Genomic DNA, 19,348 nt, shown 5'->3' on the forward strand with positions numbered 1-19,348 from the left:
GCGTGTTATCCTGCGGCATAGAGGATGAGGGTCATTAGAACCAGCACGATGACAACCGAGCCGAGCAGTGCCGACGACAAGTCTCTCAAAGCTGCGGCCGCATCATCCGAGCCAGCGCTAACCTTCTGCCGCGTCCATCGCTGCCTATGAGGCTGAAAGCTCACCCGGATTTTGATCAGGGATCCAACCACCTGCCCATAGTACAGGATGAAGGGGAAGAGAGGATGAAATCGTCCGCTGGTCAGGCCGAGCGCCAGACAAATCAATCCCCGGCTGACAAGTACCCACAGCAGGTATGAACAGAAGATGGTAGCGCCGTAACTGAACGACAACACAATCGCTGACATAGGGCCGATCAGGGCCGTCCACATCGACAGACGCTGGTCGACGAAGCAGAGCCAGGGAAACATTCCACAATGCTTGGGACCGAGGGCGATTGCCCGGCCGTTCGATCGAACCATGTTGCCGTACCAGCGGGTCATCAATGCAGTAGTCGCACTCAACACGTTCCCAGCGGGCAACTCTTCAACGGGGTGGATCACGGCGTCGGGGATGTACAGCATATTCCAGCCCCGGCGCAGCACGGCATACCAGGAGCTCTTGTCATCGCCCGTCAGCATCTTGATCTGCCCGAGACGCCAATGCCGGATCGAGTCATGTTCGATCGCCAGGATAAAGTCCGCTGAGGTAGCGATCTCTGCACGGAAGACTGAAAAGCGCCCGGTTAGCACGAGGAGTTTCCGGGACAAGCTAAGCGAGCACATGTAGCTATGCCGCTGCGCCATACGCAGGCGGTACCACTCCCGCACGAGTCCAGTGCCTTTCACCCAAGGCACATTCTCCGTGGTCACTGCGCCGACATCGGCCTGGGACGCCAGGACCATGCAGGCTCGTGCCAGGGAACCCTGGCCCAAGATGCTGTCGCCGTCCATGAGAATGGTCATGGAGCCGCGCGGGGGATGCTGCTTTCTCATAAGGCGCAGAGCCTCACCCATGGCATGCCGCTTCCCCTTACCGGCCTGGGGGATGACAATCACTGAGGTTCCGGGCGGAAGGTCCCGCGCCTGGTGCACCAGATCGGTAATCAGCGCAGCATCGGCCGGATCCGTAATGCATGCCAGCACGGTTGCTGGGACCCCAAACGAGGCGACTTCTGCCAGAACGCGCCGGTAGACCGCATGATTTAGCACCGCTGCAATCCGGTAGCTGGTGATCACGAAGAACAGCTGCGGCGGTTTCGATGCCCTGCCAGCCTGTGCCCGGATCCGCGGGAAGACCAAGTGCCTATAGAGGAGCGCGCGCGCCATATGCATGGCGGCCCACGACCAGCGCCAGAACCCGATGATCCCGAATCCGAGGAGCCAGATCTTCGTTACAGGGACAGTGTAATGGTGAGACAGAGAGAGCAAAACGATAAAGGTCACCCCATACATCACCCAACCAAAAGTCAGCGCTGCACGCGAGGAGTGCTCAAGGTGCTCACGGCCAACTGGAGGCCGGGTACTATGCGTCTGGACGGGTTCAACCGATGGCCCGGTCACCGAAATCCCTCCTGGTTTGGAAACGCTGTCTCCAATGTTTGGATAATGGGCTGCTTCGTCCGGGAGACGTTCTCCTGAACGGGCAGCCGCAGATTGCCCCGTCATTGGGCTGACGCGTCCAGCACCCCGGGGGACGTCGGCTCAGGCTTGAGCAACGAGGCGAGGGAATCCACCAGAGTCAGGCCAGTGCGAAGGGCGGGCTGAAACCGTACGCGCGCCGGAGTCCCGGGTGCCGGTAACGGCTGACCCGCCACCTCGATTGTCACAAGTGCGAAGTGCCCCGCTTGTAACAGGGTGGATGGGAGCCCAATTCGGCGCTTTGCAGGGAGATCATAGCTGATGCCAGTCACACGACCTCCCGCCGGTGCCGATGAGGATCCCAGGCTGACTTCGACCGGATCATCCATGGCGATTGCTTGCACTTGGTCCGGCCGGAGAAGTGCATCGACCTGCCAGGCTCCGGATTCGGCGGATCCGCGGGCAGGCGTGAGGTGGGCGAGCGGCGTGCCCCGCTCGATAAATTCTCCCTCGCGAGAGGCTGCATGCAGGACGCAGTCACAGGAACTGCGAATAGGGGTGCTGGCGGACGCCTCAGACAAGGCGCGTTCGAGGGTGTCAATTTCACCGGAGGTTTGCCGGATGTCACGTTCAAGGTCCGCCGGAGAGCGCTCGGCTGTTCGTCCCGCTGCTGGGAAGAAGCCGAGTTCAGCGCCGTGCAACCTTTCGGCGGCCAGCGTCTCTGCGGTTTCGGCTTGCACAAGCAGGTGCTCTAGACGAGCCAAGCGGGCCTCTTCTGCGGCAACCTGTGCCGAGTTGACCTTGCCGCGTTTGAGATCAGCTCTGACAGCTTCCAGGCTCTTGCGCTGACCCGAGATCTGACTGAGGAGCCAGCGGTGCTCGACTTGGGCGCGGTCCCGTTCAGCACCCAGCGTCCTGGTGACGTTCTCATGGGCGGCCTTGGCTCTCACAAGGGCTGCCGTGTGTCCTTCGAGGCGCATCTTCAAGGTAGACAATTGCATCTGCCATTCGGCCTGCGCCTTTGGGGGGCTCAGCGGGACGAGGTTTCCGATTTCATCATGAACCCTGAGGTGCGACCCAGGCGAGGCTCGCTCCCGGTAATAACCACTCACAGGAGCTTGGACCAGTATGGCTTCGCTGGCGACGGCCGCATGCTCAGGAACGATTGATACCCAGCGATCATAGAGCAGGCCCCCAAGCCACCAGGCCATCGCGCCGCCGGCGGCGAGGGCTGCACTGTAGCGGATTACTAGGCCTAAGCGACGCAGGCCCCGAAGCGCGCTGCTGGGCAAGGTGAGCGCCGAACTGTGCCCGTCAGGCGTGATGATGGATTCGAGAGCCAGGAGATCGCCCGATGCCCACCTATCCGTGATTGTTTGGAAAACCCGCGCGGTATCCATGTTCAGATCAAGAAACTGGAACGCGGTCGCGCGGTTCGATACGTCCCATCGCACAGCAACCAAGTGGGCCGGAACCCTGACCTCATGGGTGGCGAAGGCGAACGACATGGCAGCCTTGAAGACTTCGCCCTCCGAGGCCGAGAGGCTCGGGCCTGCAAGTCCGATGCCTCCGAGGCTCAGGTTGGTGCCAGGATAGCGTGAGCCTGCGATCTCCACGGTAAAAGGCACATCGAAGCGAGGGTGAACGCGCTTCCCGCTCGGGCTGTAGATGCGAACGGGCGCGCTGGACTGGCTGCCCCGATGCACACTCAAGGACGTGGGCCGGTTCATATCAGCCGGCTCAGAAGCGTTGAAAGGACCGAGCCCAGCCGGGGATCGGTCCTCAGGGGAGGTTATCCGGGTGATATGAGAGTGGGGCAGTGGCTCATCGAGCTGAGAGAGCTGATCATCGGGGGAGGGCACGGGACGTGGCGCCTCGTGCGAGCCTATGGGCGGAAGGGCAGAGGAGATCTCCAGGATGGCCCGTTGACCAGATTGCTCTTCCTCATTGCATACCGCAGAGATCTCCGGCGGACGGGGCGGTGGCGCCGGAATTGCTATATCTGGGGAAACGGAGGGCACCGACGAGGTAAGTGGGGCAGGCGGGCTGATCGGATCTTGAGGGTCGATGCGATCAGCACTCAGGCGGTCTCCCAGATTCAAGGTTTGTGGCGGATGGACGGATGAGCCTCGCGGTTCAGCACCGAGCACCGATTGGGTTGATGATCCGACCGCGCTAGCGCGGGACAGGGGCACAACGATTGGCCGTTCAGACTTGCTGGAACGAGGAGCCACTTGTGCCGTACTAAGGGGGACTGTCTGATCCCGGCGTTGGGAAGAAGCGAACGGCGTTCCTGAGAACACCTGAACGTCATCCTCTCGCGACTGATTGAAGAGCTGTTGCGAAGCTTTTGCGAGTTGCAGGGGCGGAATGATTTCGGGTGAAGCGGGGTTGAGGGCGGCAATACGCTCCGAGGCCTCCCGCAGAAGGTCATCAATTCCCATCTGCCGCGCGCCACCCCATCGCGACAATTCCCGCAGGCGGTGCACAAGCCTGCTTGCATAGGCTGGATCCGATCGACTGCCGAGCGCTGGAACCTTGCTCAGCGTTCCTAGACTTGAGGAGCTCACCGCGTCGCCGCTCACGCCTGCATCAGTCTGGTCGGTCTGCAGCGCAAGGATCACGCGCTTGGCTTCCTGCAGTGCATCACTGAAGTTCGGGCCTGCGCGAGCGGCCAGCGTGACGTAGTCTTCAAGGCGCCGGCACAGATCATCAGCGTGGGGGCCGCTGCGCATCGTAGGATTCCATTGACAACTCGGCTCGTTGCTAGCGGGGCAAAGGCTCGCGCGCCAGCTGGATCTGATGTTATGGTTACGATAGCAGCGCAGCCCTGCAGGACGTCGCGGTGAAAATTCCGCGAATGGACAGATACCAACCGGCGGCTGGCGAAGGACTACGGACGCTTGGCGTAGACCGGCGAGATGCTGCTCTATCTCGCCATGAGCGGCATCCTGCTGCGCCGTCTCACGCGAAAGGAAAGATAATTGCTCACCAGCCTCTCAGCTCAAAAAGGGTAAGATAGTTGCTCGTAAGCCTCTAAGGGGTGTTTGGCGGTCCCGGCCTAATGCGCAACTCAAAGGCTCCGAATCGGCGCATGCCTTGCCTCCTCGTAGCTTCGGTCCCGTGCCTGTTGCGAACCGTTTCCGGATCGGTCAGAGGGGGGCGTGTAGCGGTGCTAGAGAGTGCGCCTAGCCAGGCACCTTTAGAGAGACAGCGAGCGCACGGTTCTTGATGCTGGAAGCCCTGTGCTCATGGCTTGTCTGCCGAAGCATGTCAGCAAGCTCATGTTGTCCTTGTTGCTTTAGTTCGCCGGCCAACAGAGCCAGCTGCGAGGCTAGGTCATCCTGTGCCTGGGCTGCATTCTCCAGAGCGGCCTTGTAGGCCAGGGTCGCTCGTCTCACGTCAGGAGGGGCTCGCATGTCGAGGTCTCTACCACTGGGCAAAGGTAAAGTAGATCGAAAATAGCATGGAGCCTCACTTTCAGCCGAGCGCCAGCGACCTATAACGCATACGTTTCCTCTTACTTGTGCAGTTTGGTGGCGTTTATGGACGATGATGAGACCGTTTTGACCGTTCGTGAAGTAACACCCGTCAATGATGCTATGGCTTCCATGTGTCGATGGGGCAGCCTGCTGGTTGGGATTAGCCTTCTTGCCTATGTCGCCATGCTTGTCTGACAAAAGCCATCCACAGGGCGGCACAGTCGCTGTCACTGTGGCTCGGAATAACGGGCTGTTTACCCTCCCTAGCTATACACAAGGCACGCTACGTTACGTACTAGGCCCTATATGGAGCCCCGTTCGGCTCTATCCTGAACGGGGCTCCACCGGAGGTGGACAGGCACCTCATTACTCAGCGGCAATGAACCTATCATTTGCGGCGAGGCTCATGTGTTGCCGCGCCCACATGGCTGCCTGGGTGCGGTTCGCCGCTCTCACCTTGCGCAGAATGGCTTTGAGGTGAACTTTGATCGTGGCCTCAGCGAGCCCAAGCTCCCGCGCAATGTGCTTATTGGAGGCGCCCTGTGTCAGGTGGCGCAGGATCTGGGCCTCCCGTGGCGACAGCATGCTGGCAACCGCTGTAGCCGCAGGGCCAACGACGATAGCTCCGTCAGGACGAGCCTGCTGGAGGCGGAAGGCTTCATCAGCCAGGCTGAGGGTGAAAGCAGGCGCGATGTAAGTTTCACCCAGCATCACCAGCTCAAGCGCCTTGATCAGAGGCTCGCGACCTAGGGCTGTCGAGCAAAGCCCGTCCAGGCCTGCTTGGAAGGCTTGCATCATGGCTGCGGGTTCGATGCGCTCGGTCAGGAGAACCACACGGGCGGAAGGCCATTGCGCCTTCAGTCCCTCAACTGTCTCGGAAAGGCCATCAGCCGCTTGATCTGCGTGAATGAGACAGAGGATTGGCAGCTCTGACGGGTGTTCGAGCGTATCGTCTGAGATGACGAAGTGTGTTCCTGAGAGAAGATGGCTGATGCCGCTGCGGATGAGCGTATTCTGGCAGATCAGAACGGTTGTCACATACGACGATGCATTCTGAGCAATCGGAAGGATTTGCTCATTGTAAATGACGTCATGGTTCATGCTTATTAGCCCCTATTGATGTTCTGCAATGTGCGTCCGAAACGACCCGCGCCAGCCACCAGCACTCGCTGACGAGGAGCCTTGGCGGACGAGTGCTGTATCCCGGGAATAGTCCATGTGACCTGAACTTGCTTGGCAGTAACAAGCCGACTAAGTCCTGGTTCCTCGAAAGTAGCAACTTCAAGAAGGATTTAGTGAGTGTTGCCAATTGGCCTCACCGTCTCCTTCGTTCGGGACCGAGCCTCGCTGCCTCCGATGCAAAATCCCAACTGAGCCGAAGAAGTGCTGGCACCATCAATGTGAGTAGAAGCAACGGGCCGTTTACTCCCGGCTGCTACACAGAACATGGCCTGCGTTGTGTATCAGGCTGAGGCAACAGGAAGCCCCGCTCGGATCTCCCCTGGGCGGGGTTTCTGTTTGTCGCTGTTCACGCGCGCCTTGAGGATGTCCGAGGTGCTGAATGTCATGCATTGACGGGTTTCCGTTGCAGAGTTGCCAGACAAGCTTTGCTGAAATGCCCTAATGACTTTGTTGTCTGCATATGATGCAGGATTGTACACCTACCCTCATTCTAAGGCGCCTGCGTCTCATCTGCATTTTCCTGAGGTTCATATGGATGGTCCGCTCACCCAGAGGCGCCACACAATTCTAGCGATTGTGATTGTGTGCGGGATGCTCTGTGTTGGAGCCTTGTGGTGGTTCGAAACGAGAGCAGGTCTCATAAGCGAGATGGATCGCTACGGGTACCCGGCTCTTTTAGCCATCTTCGCCACTGGTTTGTTAGCATCAGTCTTATCGCCGTCGCATCGCTCCTATGTAGAGTTGGGCTGCTACTTCGGAACTGGACTTTACTTCATTGCTGCTGTTACGACGTTTTCCATCATGCAGTCCGGGAGCAATCTCTATACTGTTGCAAACACCCTGCAATGGATGCCAATACTATATATTGTTGCGTTCATATTCTTTGAAAAGAAACGAGCAATCTTTGCTGGGCTAAGCGTCTTTCTGCTTTCGATTTTAGCGCCTCTTGCCGTCTTTGCTACAAAAGGCGGGCAGTTCTGGGATGTCCCTCTCGGAGCTTTGCTGATCAATGGCTATGCAGTCCATCTCATGGTTCTGCTCACATTGTCGCTTTTCATCATGCTGAAGGACCAATTCGTCCAGGCTTCAGAGCTTGCTCGCAAGATGGAGAGCACTGCGCACACGGATCAGCTTACTAGCATTCCCAACCGTCGCGGGCTGGAAGCAATACTGGACCGTTATGGTGAGGCTCCAACCCAACCAGTCACTCTTATTCTGCTCGACATTGACCACTTCAAACGCGTCAACGATCAATTCGGCCATCTGACAGGTGACGATGTGCTTTGTTCGACAGCCAAGTTGATCAAGCGTCAGCTTCGCCCAACGGATGCCATCGGACGATGGGGCGGAGAGGAGTTTCTCATTATTGCACCTGACACAGACCTCCAAGCGGGGATGAGCCTTGCGGATCATCTACGTCGGACGGTGAATGCATCAATCCACTCAGTTGTGGGGCCTGTGTCCTTCAGCGCCGGGCTTGCTGTGTGGGCAGACGGGAGAACCTTAAGGGATACGCTGCACCTTGCTGACCGCTCTCTTTACGAAGCGAAACGACAGGGTCGTAACCGCGTTGAGGCGCTTGATATTCTGACTGGGCGCACCTTTGGCAATGTCATCAGCCTCTCTCGTCTTCATTGAGAATGAACGAGGGTTGGCGGCGTAGCGGGGTCGGAGAGCGCAGGCACATGGGTGTGGGTGGACGCAAAAAGCTGTTTTCCGGGGCTGCTAGGCGCAGTCTGCCTTGTAGAAGCCTGATGTGAACTGCTATGCGACAGCTCCTGCCAGCAGGCAATTGTCTCTACACAAACGGAATATCCGCAATGCAACCGAGGCGCACCGCTCCCCTGATATGCATGACCTTCGCTACGTTTGTTATTGGAGGATCTTGGATCGGGCCTGCAACAGCGCAGTCCTGGCCTCGTGAGAGCCACCGTACGACCCAAGGTGGATCATCCCAGCCTGCTGACAGGAGGGCTCTGGAAGCCTCAGCCTCGCATTTGAGCCAAACGGCGCTGGCGCTGTTTCACGATGGGAAATACAGGGAGACCCTTGCAGTCTTGAACCAGCGGTCATTCATCGTACCGGAGGATCAAGGCTTAAGTCTTGTGCGTGCTTGGTCACTGTATCATCTGACCCAATACGATAAAGCTCTTGCGTTGTTTGCAGAGCTTGATCGTAGGGAATCCACGAGAGATACGCAGTACGGGCTCTATTACTCACGCAGAAGGTTGGATCCTGCCGCTATTGGTGAGTGACGCAGCGGACTGGTCTGGCCGCCAAAAAGCTGGTCCTCCCTAAAGTATGGCTTGTGAGCCGAAGGAGGATTGAAGATGGCATGAGGAGGCACACGGCAGAGGAGATCGTCGCCAAGCTGCGGCAGGTAAATATCCTGACGGCATAAGGCGGGGCTGTGGCAGATGCCATTTGGCAGATCGGCGTGACGGAGGTCAGCTGCGCGATAAGCCGCTGAAAAGGGAGGTCTTCTACACCCTTGAGGGGCAAAGGTGATTATCGAGAGCTGGCGGCAGGCACTAAAACACGGTGCGCCCGCACTCATCCTTGGGCTACCGGCTACCTGCACCAGAGGTCTTGGTGCAGGCTTCCAAGCTGGTGCCGCGGACCGACCCTGAGTTGACACCACAGCCGGCTTATCGACTCGGGGCGGGCTATCCTATCGAGCCGATGTGCACATTATGATCCGTTCAGGCGCTGTGCCGAACTCCACCATTTAATATGGGACTCCGGGGCAGCTTACGATGCGAACCTTTTTCGCACACCAGGAGAAGGTGGTTGAGTCGGTTAAGTGATCGCATGCGGTGAGCCGCGAAGCTCACGGTGGGACTGGGACGAGGTGTTCTGACAAAGTTAACGGGCTTGTGGTTGTTGGCGGGACGCGCCTTTTGCCGATGGCGCTGCACTATCAGCGACTGAAGCTCTCCTTGGATCTCATGGGTTGCGCGTCGCTTCCGGCTTCCCACGGGAGCGCGAAATGGGGCGGTGACAATGAAACTGGACCCACCGATGGGCGGAAGCGGAGTGTCGTCAGAGGTTCACCGGATTGCGCACCGGCGCTCAGGTGAGGATAGAACAGACCAGGATCCGGCTGGCCTGCCACGAAGCCGCGGCCCGCGCGTCCTGTGAACGCGTCACAGAACCGGCGGCACCATTCCAGGAGCTTCGGCGTCAGGGATGAGGGCAGAGGCTGGGTTGGATCGTTATGGACAATGCCCCTGAGAGTCCAGGTCTCCTCTCCCCGGGTTTGCTCCCCTTGGGGCGGCACAGCCGCCGCCATTCGCGCCGAGGCATCGTGGGACTGGGCGGACAAGCGGGAGTCCTGACGCTCGGTGACGGAGCGGGGACTGAAGCGGATCATTGGGTGGCTGCCATCAAGAACCGGTACGACCGTCCGCTCGCGCGCCGAGATCACGCTCACCTGCACCCCTTTCATAATGGGGCCATACCGAAGGGTTTTCAGGTTGGGCGCCTCGGCGAAGCTGATGGCACAGCGGCGAAAGTGCCGCTCGCACTCATCCTGGCGGTCGAAGACTGGAATGCTGTTGTCGAACTCGGCCTCCGCATTGGCAAAGGCATTGCGGCACTCAGTTGGGGATAGCAAGCCTTCCGTTTGGCAGGCACGGCTCGTAACATAGACTGCGGTACGCGGTTCAGCCCGAAGAGGGAAGGCAGAAAGGATCAACCCAGATACGAGGATCGCTGCGTACAGGACGTATATGGAACACGGTTGCATCATCAGTCTCCTAGCGCGGAGCTCTGGAGCAAAGGCTCCGCAGGCCGGTGTATCGGAGTGGGCGGGGCTAGGTCCTGGTGCGCCGCACTGCCTCATGTCACGCCCAACGCCCTTCGCTGATAGCTCGACAGTGATCCTCTGCAAGACACTGTTTGAAGAGTGGGCCCGTTCAGAGGGGGCAATGCAATCTCTCTAGGTTCGATACAGGATCCCCTCGGTCAATAACAGCAGGGCATTTCCCACTGTGGGGCTGATAAGGGCATGCCGTCAGCAAAGGCAATCGATTTTGGAACTGAGGGCTGCCCACTTGCTGGTCTGAACCCTCAATTGACAGGTCGCTGCTGGCGCGATCGGCGGAGACGGCGCCACTGCGAACTTCCTGCAGAATGACCTGACGCGTCCGCTCTTTGAAAGCATACCACGAACCAAGCGGTAATCCACAGCCGGCGCAGTGCAGTTCTGCTGCATCATGGATCTCATCCGGAACTGCGATGGAGGGGCTGCCACAGGATGGGCAGGCAAACTGATGATGAGGGACAGGAGCCGTCACAGAATCCTCTCCTTGTTAGAGGTATGCAAAGCTTGAACTTCTGAAGGAAACCAAGCCCTCCGTCAAACAGCAGGGTTTCCCATCTCGATTGATCGCTACACCCGACCCGCAGCCGGGCATCGGCTCACGCAAAATGCAGCTGGTACTTGGCCCTCTGCAGGGCAAACGAGCGCATGAGGCTGTGAGGGCATGGTGGGGCATATTCGCGCGGGCGGCGCGGCATCCTCATGGGAGAGCCGGAGGCAATTTGTCCAGCGAGGGCTGCGGAATGCGCGGGTCCGAACACTACAAACGGCTTCGTCGCGTCAGTGCCGATTTGGTGTCCGAGACAGGCATCAGGGTTAACGACCTTAAAGTCCTGCCGCAGGCTTTCATTGCCTTGTTCAGATCGGCTCAATGGAACCACAGGGGCCCTGGAGTTTGGGCCCTCGGCCCCGACCGGCCGGATCGTTCGCTGAGCTCGGTGTCTCGACGGAACCCTTGCGCTGTGGCTAGATAACCGGTGAGGGAGGAACCGAAGGTGGTGCGACCCCCTGACGAGGCAGCCATTCGCGGGCTGGCAAGCCGCGAAGTGTTCGAACGCGGACGCGAGTACTGGCACCATGGCGCGGTGTCAGCTCTCGTCAGGCGCGGGGACGAACTTACCGCCGAGGTGGAGGGCAGCGAGAGCGTCCCTTACCGGGTGACGATCCGGCTTCACGACGGTGGGATTGCGAAGGCAAGCTGCACCTGTCCATATGACTGGGGTGGCTGTTGCAAGCACATCGTGGCCACACTCCTGGCATGGGCCGATGATCCTGACGCCGTGATGGAACGTCCGCCCCTGCGGGAGCTCCTGATGGGGCTTGACCGTGACAGGCTGATTGATCTTTTTGTCAAACGGCTCGATCACGATCCGGACCTTGCCGGGTGGGTGGAGGTTGAACTCGCGGTCTTGCCGGTCGCTGGACGTCGGACGCTTGTCGACCCCGGGCCCGTCGCCGCCCGGGCCCATGCGGTGCTGGAGGGACACTTCCGGCAGCGGCGCTATTGGGACGATTACCGGCCGTTCGGGGATGCCGCGGAACTGCGCACCCTCGTCGGGAAGGCCGTGCCATTCCTCGAAGCCGGCGATGGCCGCAATGCCCTCCGCATCCTTGAGGCGCTTAGTGATACGTTCGTGGAAGACTGGCTCGCTTATGCGAGCGATTCCGACGAGGATGTGTACTTGCTGTTCACCGATCTCGGCCGGATGATCGCCGAGGCGGTGCTCATGAGCGACCTCACACCTGAGGAGCAGGAAAGTCTCGCCATGACAGTGGCGGATTGGCAGGACCAGCTCGCTGATTTGGGCCTCGATGAGGGCTTCAGCGTTACGATCAGCGCGCTTGAAGCCGGCTGGGATGGGTTGGCGCTTCAGGCTGTTCTGACGGGTGAAGCCGAGGCTTGGCCCTCCGAGACAGAGGCTGAGGAAGACCTTGACCTAACCACGGTGCGTCTCAGGGTTCTCGACGCAAGCGGCCGGTGGGAGGCTTACCTGAACCTAGCCCGGGCGGCCCGCGCGCGAACGAGCGCCGCTACCATGCTGGTCCGGCTCGGCCGCATACCCGAGGCCGTGGCCTATGCCCAAGGCTCCTTCGCGGCGCCACACGAGGCGCTCGACTTTGCCAGGGTGCTGCGGGAAGCCGGTCAGCACGAAGAGGCGCTCGCCATCGCAGCGGACGGATTGCGGCTTGCCCTGGCTGAGGCCGGCGACTGCCCTTGGCAGCCGCGCGGCTCGGCGCCGCCGCTGGCGCATTGGCTGCGCGACTATGCGGGGTCCCTGGGACGCCGGGATGTTGCGTTCACCGCTGCCCGGGCGGCCTTTGAGCTCACCCTATCGCTTCCAGATTTCCGGGCCGTGGAGTCCTGGTCCGGCGGACGCTGGAAGAAAACCCGCAAGGAGTTGCTCGCCAGCCTCGCGACAGCTCCGTATGCGCCGGACCGGGTGGAGATCCTGCTTGAGGAGGGTTTAATTGAAGACGCCGTGCGCGCCGCCGGCGACGGGGCCGACACGTCCGACCCTGTTCTGATGCGCCTCATGGCGGCCGCGCGCACCCATCATCCCGATTGGGTGATCCGGCTCGCCACGCGGAACGCAGGGCGCATCATGGAGGCGGGCGCTGCCGACGCCTATGATCTGGCGGCCGAGTGGCTCAAACAGGCGGCGCTTGCCTATGATGCGGCCGGCCGGTTCGAGGAATGGACCGCCGCCATCGCGGGGCTCATCGAGCGGCACCGCCGGAAATACAAGCTGCGCCCGCTCCTGGAGGCCCTGCGAGGCGGGCCTTGAGGGCCGAACAGCGCAACCCGCACTGAAGCCCCTGCATCAGAAGAGGACATCACGTTGGTCCCTGGCTCTTCCTTAGTCCCTTTTCGGGAGTGTGGCCGTCCAACCGTTTGAACGCGCGCCCGGTTGACGGTGACTAAGGCTGGCGAACCGCGTTCTTCGTGCGCTGCTCGGGCTTTCTCGCATCCTATCGATCAAAATCGATAAAGACGGCGCAGCCTTCAGCTCATGCCGGATGAAGAGCGTTCGTGCCGTTCCCCCGGTTCTCAAATTTAAGGCCAGCACCGCCAGGGCCGGGTCCTCCAGTGTCACCCCGTGGGAACCCTGCTTTAGCCCTGGAGGGCGGCGCTTGCCTGAGGTGAGGGGATTGCCATGCGCCGGACAGGTCCCCTTCGCTCCGAGAACGACCATCATGGCAACAAAGCTCCAATGGCTGTCGGTGAGGGCTCTTGCTTGGTGGGATTGTTCCGGAAGATCGTCGGTCCGGTGCTGAACGACATTGGCATCAATCGCGCCCATGCCGCCGCTTGGCTTCAGCAACGATGCTGACCCTCATCTCCTCAAGGATCTTCGGGGCATCCTTCGCGGGCGAAGGATCCATACACGTCCTCTGGCCAAGTCGGAGCAAACAACGGCGCGGCCTTCAGGTGCACGCCATCCGATGTGCTGTCGACCAGAAGACGGGCTTCGGGCTTCCAGCGTCGCTGCTGCCGGACCGACCTGGTAAGGATAACCTGTCCTTTACCGGATACCCGCGTTGTGAGCCGTTCGGTGTCTGCCATCCGGGGCTCCCAAAAGTAGGATGAGGCGAAGATAACCATCGCTACGCGCCGCTGGGAGACCGTGGCGCTTCTCGTGAAGGATGCGAAGGTGCCCCTTCATCGGTCGACATCACGGCCCAAGGTCGCGCCACGGATGACGTCCAGGCCCGCTCCAAGAGTGCAGGCCCCCAGGGCAGGCCTCCTCGCGAAGCCCTTATACTTTTGAATAGCCGATAGATCAGAGTAGGGTCTTGCTGAAGACCATAGATTCCTATTTACCATATGGCCTAGACCATCTGGCCTAATCGGTTAGGCGGCCGAAATGAGCTGCCGGACCCTGAGGATCGCATTATGTTCAAGCTTGCCGTAAACAGCTTCGTCTTTGGCTTCGTGTTCAACGCCGTGTGGATCATGGCGGTCTGAAGCAATGCACGCTCCGGACAAAACGCACCCGGCCAAAGATATTGCTGGACGGACTTGTGACCTATTTGGCCTGTTGTCCGCTATTGTGATCCTCATCTTCGTCTTCAACCTGGTCCGTCTCCACTGAGCGACTCACAGACCCGACGAGCAAGGGCCAGGGTGTGATTGGCTCTGTCTGGTGCTAGCAGCCTCATTTAGCCGGCGAGAATAGGGATCCTCACCGGTGCATGCAGCAATCATAAGGGAGAGGTGGCTACTGAGGGTCGTGGATGCTCGACAGCATCGGTCTCGAGCCAGTCCAGTGAGCTATGGCTTTGGTGAGCTCACCTCCCTCGAACGCGAGCCTGGGCAGGCTCCAGGTGCCTCAGGTAAAGCCACACGCCAGCGGAGGTATATTGTCCTATGGAACCGTGGCAGTGCTAAAGGCATTCTCACATGATCCTTCGGAGCTATCTCGAAAGGGGTTGGCATGGATAAGCCACGGCGAGCAGCACTTATTGCCGATCCAGACGAGTACTTTAGGCTTGCTGTTGAGACTATCCTGACGACGAGACTTGGTTTCTCAGTTGTTTATCACGCGACCACCCTTGATGAAGCCTTCGATCATCTCATTAGACAACCCCACACCTGGCTGAGCGTTTTTGAACTCAATCTGCCCGGCGTCCAAGGCGCCTCCAGTCTGACAGGCGTGCGCGATTGCTTCCCCGGCGTTCTCGTCGCCGTTGTGTCGACCTCAGTGCGAAGGCACGACATTCTCATGGCATTGGATGCTGGTGCTCATGGCTACGTGCCGAAAAATGAAAGCCCCAATGAGCTTACGCTGGCACTTAAAATGATTGTCGATGGGAGGATCTACGTTCCTCCATCCATTGTCAGCACGGCATCCCTGGCAACGGAAGGGCCGGTTCTTAGTGCAAAGCCGTCAAAAACCAGCGTCCCCGACGACCTGACCCCGCGCCAACGGGAGGTGCTTGAACTCCTCCTGAAGGGTAAGTCAAACAAGGAAATAGCCCGAACGCTCAGCTTGGGGGAGGGAACAATCAAGGTTCACATGGCGGGCCTGTTTCGGGCGCTTGGTGTCAACACCAGAGCCGCAGCCGCTGCGGCGGGCGCACAACAGTTTCACCTGCGCGAGTCGGGGATGTGACAATCCACCCGGGAGCTCTCGACAGGAACAAACGCACGATCTTTCCAGATCATCCTTTCTCCTCAGCCGCTCCGGCTAGAGCACCGAACGGGGATTAGGCTCGTCCCAGCAGGAGCATTAGGCCATTTGCCCGAATTGAGTCGTGAGATGCCAATAGGCTATCAGAACAGCAGCCGCGCACATTACCAAAGTATTTTCATGTAAAAACACACTTGCCGGCACGCTGTATTCTGGGGGCAGATACAGTGATATCAGTGAAGGGCTGCCTACACCACAAAACAAGGGGGGCGGCCCTTCCTATATCTTTACGGCGCACCGACTGTTTGCAGATTTTGTCGGGTTGAACGCTTGCAGCCTAGGCATCATCGCTCGATAATGCGCTGCAATTGGTCTGGTTTCCATCGGGTAATACCTGCACAGCTGTGTGCCGATCGACGCCGTGCCGGGGATGCTTCCCGCCAATCTGAATCAATTCGCCTGTGGTTCGCGATCCAGGTGACCGCGCCGGTCACGAGGAGATTGCTCCTTGGGGGTGGCCGGTCGAGGCCTCCAACACTGGACGGCGATATCGCTGCTGGCACGTTCCGCGGAGGTCATGCCGCTGGCAATCTTGCGCAGGATCGCTTGACTGGTTCGTTCTTTGAATGCGGACCGAGCGCCGCAGCCGGCACAGGCCAGGTCAGCCGCATCATGGATCTCATCCGGCCCTGGGATGGAGGGGCTGCCGCACCGGGTGCCGGTAAACGACGAGCTGGGCCAAGTGCCGTTTGCCATCTACGCGTCGTCCTTGGTGGGGCTGCGGGAGGCCTGAGTCTTTGACGCAGCCCAACTGGCCTCAAATGCCACAGGTGTCAGGGCCGCCATGTCCCGAGGCGGGAGGCCTCCAGATGTGACCGCGGGATCATGCTCCAGCTCAGCGCGCAGTGTTTAAGCCTCGCTCCGCCCATCACCGTTGTGGATTGCCTGCGAGGCCGGGATCGACCCAGGCCGGCATGGCGGGCCCGAGACACGGCATCGGCTGTATCAACTGGGGGCGGCCGGAAGTCGAAAGCAAACTCATCTTTTTTGGGTTGACGCCGTCTGGGCAGGCGGATGTCCCACCGACCGGCAGGGGAGTGTCCCAGCGGAACCACAGCGCGCTCGTGACCAGGCTCGCTGCCACTAGGTGATCAGGCTGATCAGGCGGTGAGAGGCCTGTTTGAGCGATCACATCAGCTCATGGAGGAGGTCGGCTGAGTTTTTGCAGCCACAAACACCCTATACCTGGAGCACTGTCTGGACTCGAGCCCTCCTTGGCAGCAGCAAAGACGCGCAGGGCCTGAACCAGCTTTTGGCACTCGGGCCCGCGACGGTGCTGAGGTCATTCCTTCCGGACGGCCGAGCACTTCGATGGAGATGCCAAAGGCACCCGTTAACGCCCCGACATGGAGATGGTCAAGGCACGAAGTGGCCGGAGCAGTGGAGTTCAGTGCTTGCAAGACACGCTCAACGAACTCGCACGAGGCGGGGCTCACGGCGCTCCCGTCACCACCGGCTCCTTGGCTCGCATCCTGTCGGCGGCCTCGGCTCGCGCAGGACGGGCATGGGCCTGGATCACGATGTTCATGCGAGCCTCGTCCCGGGTCGAGGACGGTATCGGCGCCGTACTCCGCGCATGACATCATGCCCTGCCTCGGAGTTTACACCCATCTGACGGCTGGCGAGCGGCGCCTGCAGGCTATAGTCCAAGCTCGCCCGCTGTGATGCCACGGCCCAGTCCACCTGTCGCGTCATCCGGACATCCGCCATGCCAGCCGCTGAGATTGAGTGCGTTGGCGATGGTATTGGGCCCATCGATGCCCGGCTCGCCTCCCCCGGAGGGGGCAGGCAAGCCGCAGGCAGATTGTAGACCATTCAGATCCTGCAAGTTCCATCCCGGGGCGTGACGAAGGCGACAGGCGGGATCCGTCTCCTTGACCGGTCGCCCAGCTCACGCCGGGCGGTCGAGCCCGGGACCGGCCTCGTTGCCCAGCGAAGCCCTAACGGCGCGCCCCGCCCTGATCCGCAGGCGCGGAGGATAGGCCGCCATGATCCCGGCCACCTCGTCTCCGGTGAGGACCCGGCGCACCCTCAGCACCTCGGCGACCGCCAGGATGGCATTCCGGTCGGCACGCACCAGGGCCTCTGCCTGACGCATGAGACGCTGGAGGTCGGCTTCGACAAGCTCGCTTAGCCTGACATCCCACTGCAGCAGGCGTTCGGCCTCGACGGGCGCTACCCGATGAGCGAGGCTCGTTCCCAGGCCAAAGGAGGCGTGCAGGCCCGTGACGACCCGGGTGGCTTCGAGCAGGTCCTGGACGGCTCCGGCATTGGGACCGGCGCCGAGAACCACGTCGGCCGCCCTGCCCGCGAGCAGCGCCAGCGCCCGCCGCTCCAGGTGGGGACGATCCGGAATGCCGCCCGACAGGCGCAGCGTCGTCGCGCCGGCGGCGTCACCCGAGGGCAAGGTGGAGACCTGCACCACGGCCAGCCCAAGCCGATGGGCGCTGACGGCGTGAGCGGCCTCATGCAGGGCAATGGTCCGGATCTCCTCCGCCGTGCGGAAGTCGGCGGGCGCGATCTCGGCGAGGAGATCGTCCAGCGACAGGGGACGCTCCGCACCTCGGGCCCGGCGGCGGGCGCCCTTGACATGGCCGGCGAGCACCGCGCCCGTAGCCCCATGGCTCAGGCGCGCCGCCAGCGTGAGGTCGGCATCGGCAAGATCGGACCCCAGGTGCATCTTCAGGATGCCCAGCCGCCCGGCCTCGTCCGGCGGCAGGATCTCGAATTGCCGGTCAAAGCGGCCTGGGCGCAGGAGCGCGGGGTCGACATGATCCGCATGGTTTGTCGCCCCGATCAGGATGATGCCGGCCCGGCGCAACTCCTCCCATCGCATCAGGCAATGGGTGATGACCGCCGTCCAAAAATCGGCATTACGTGGTCCAAGCCTGGCCCGGCTGGGCAGGGCATCGACCTCGTCGAGGAAGCCGATGGCGGTGCGGGCGTTGCCGCTGCGGATGGCCTGCAGCAGGGCATCGCAGAAGCGGTCGATCTCCTGGATGATATTGTTCAGATAACCTTCCGTGCTCCCGAACCAACGCGCCACGCTCGTGCTCAGAAACGGCACCCTTGCTTCGCTGGCAATACTGCGGGCGAGCAGGGTCTTGCCAGTCCCGGGGGCGCCGAGAAAAATAGCACCTTCCAGCTCTGCGGGATCGAGCCTGCCGGCCTTTACCCGCGCGATGTCGGCTACGAGCCCCATCCCCCAGTCCTTGGCCTTGCCATAGCCGCTCAAGGCTTGGAGCGGAGGCGCCTTGTCGGCCTCAGGCGGTCCGACCCGCAGCCGGGAGGCCCGTCTCAGGCGCTTCACACAGGCGCGGGGCGTCGTGTGCGGGCGCAGCGCTACTGCCAGATCCCTCAGGTCGAGCCCGGCCAAATCCTCAGGCCGAAGGAATACCGGCTTTTGCGTCCCGCACCAGCGGGCGAGAACCTGCCGCATCAGGGCAGGGTCGGGCGCCGGAACGGCGATGGTATGATCAGCGGCTGCTGTCAGCACCCGGGGCAGGTAATCCGGTGAGGGCGCAATGCCGATCACGGGTCTGCCCATGGCGATGACCCGCACGGCGTCATCCTCTCGGTCATCGCGGCCGTTGGATGTCATCTTCGGCCGGGCCGCAGCCTTCACCACCTCGATGCCGCCGCCGGCCAAGGTCTCGATGGCATACCGGACAGGATCGACCCAGGCGGGGCTCGGCACCTGCAGGATGATCACGACGGGCTGCAGGCTCCTGAGCTTCGCCAGCACCGTGCGGCTCAAGGCCGATCTGACCGCTGTGTCGACGATCAGGCGGAGAGGGGAAGGCTTGGCCTGGCGCGGGGTGCTGGCAGCCTGGGACGCCGCGGCCGGTTCCGTCGCGATCCCCATGAAGTCATCAAAGCTCAGGGACAGGTCGTCGGTAGAAGCGGCGGCGATGCTCACTTCCGGCAGGGGCAGGCGGTCGGCGGGCGCAGGGCCGGCAGCCGGCTCTGGCGGACAGGCAGGGGTCGCGGCCTGATCCGGGGCTTCGGCCGTGAGCGGCAGGCGGGCAGGGGTGTCGGTCGAGATGGTGTCGCTAGACATGGGCGTGCTCCGGCGAGCGCCGGCGCGGTCGCGCGCGGCGTCGCTATGGG

Annotated in this window: 9 protein-coding genes and 1 pseudogene; 5 read left to right on the top strand and 5 right to left on the bottom strand. The window is 61.1% G+C overall.

Annotated elements, in window-relative coordinates:
- Positions 1 to 5 precede the first annotated feature (5 nt).
- On the bottom strand, positions 6 to 1,424 hold the full coding sequence (locus JKG68_RS07120; protein WP_202057399.1) for a glycosyltransferase: 1,419 nt from the start codon (positions 1,422 to 1,424) through the stop codon (positions 6 to 8).
- A gap of 218 nt (positions 1,425 to 1,642) precedes the next feature.
- Positions 1,643 to 3,289: a PilZ domain-containing protein gene (locus JKG68_RS07125; RefSeq protein ID WP_202057405.1), complete on the bottom strand. Its 1,647-nt coding sequence runs from the start codon at positions 3,287 to 3,289 to the stop codon at positions 1,643 to 1,645.
- Positions 3,290 to 5,104: 1,815 nt separating this feature from the next.
- Between JKG68_RS07125 and JKG68_RS34205 the strand changes: the two genes are divergently transcribed.
- A complete protein-coding gene (locus JKG68_RS34205; RefSeq protein ID WP_281399086.1) occupies positions 5,105 to 5,236 on the top strand; it encodes a hypothetical protein in 132 nt (43 codons plus the stop codon).
- Positions 5,237 to 5,407: 171 nt separating this feature from the next.
- Here JKG68_RS34205 and JKG68_RS07130 read toward each other — a convergent pair whose 3' ends face one another.
- Positions 5,408 to 6,142 (bottom strand): LuxR C-terminal-related transcriptional regulator, encoded by a 735-nt coding sequence (locus JKG68_RS07130; protein ID WP_202057406.1) that lies wholly within the window; start codon positions 6,140 to 6,142, stop codon positions 5,408 to 5,410.
- 612 nt (positions 6,143 to 6,754) lie between these two features.
- On the opposite strand from JKG68_RS07130, the gene JKG68_RS07135 reads away from it, so the two are divergent.
- The gene (locus tag JKG68_RS07135; RefSeq protein ID WP_202057414.1) at positions 6,755 to 7,861 is read left to right on the top strand and encodes a GGDEF domain-containing protein; all 1,107 of its coding nucleotides are present in this window, start codon (positions 6,755 to 6,757) and stop codon (positions 7,859 to 7,861) included.
- A gap of 807 nt (positions 7,862 to 8,668) precedes the next feature.
- Positions 8,669 to 8,809: pseudogene (locus JKG68_RS34655) on the top strand (integrase core domain-containing protein); the annotation flags it as partial.
- A gap of 334 nt (positions 8,810 to 9,143) precedes the next feature.
- Here the strand turns inward: JKG68_RS34655 and JKG68_RS07140 are convergent.
- Positions 9,144 to 10,067: a DUF1190 domain-containing protein gene (locus JKG68_RS07140; protein ID WP_312890743.1), complete on the bottom strand. Its 924-nt coding sequence runs from the start codon at positions 10,065 to 10,067 to the stop codon at positions 9,144 to 9,146.
- A gap of 974 nt (positions 10,068 to 11,041) precedes the next feature.
- Between JKG68_RS07140 and JKG68_RS07145 the strand changes: the two genes are divergently transcribed.
- The gene (locus JKG68_RS07145; protein ID WP_202057417.1) at positions 11,042 to 12,832 is read left to right on the top strand and encodes an SWIM zinc finger family protein; all 1,791 of its coding nucleotides are present in this window, start codon (positions 11,042 to 11,044) and stop codon (positions 12,830 to 12,832) included.
- Between the two features lie 1,650 nt (positions 12,833 to 14,482).
- Positions 14,483 to 15,160 (top strand): LuxR C-terminal-related transcriptional regulator, encoded by a 678-nt coding sequence (locus JKG68_RS07150; protein WP_202057418.1) that lies wholly within the window; start codon positions 14,483 to 14,485, stop codon positions 15,158 to 15,160.
- A gap of 1,969 nt (positions 15,161 to 17,129) precedes the next feature.
- Here JKG68_RS07150 and JKG68_RS07155 read toward each other — a convergent pair.
- Positions 17,130 to 19,298 (bottom strand): AAA family ATPase, encoded by a 2,169-nt coding sequence (locus JKG68_RS07155; protein WP_202057421.1) that lies wholly within the window; start codon positions 19,296 to 19,298, stop codon positions 17,130 to 17,132.
- Between the last annotated feature and the right edge of the window lie 50 nt (positions 19,299 to 19,348).

The sequence above is a fragment of the Microvirga aerilata genome, assembly GCF_016743775.1.
Classification (GTDB): Bacteria; Pseudomonadota; Alphaproteobacteria; order Rhizobiales; family Beijerinckiaceae; genus Microvirga; species Microvirga aerilata.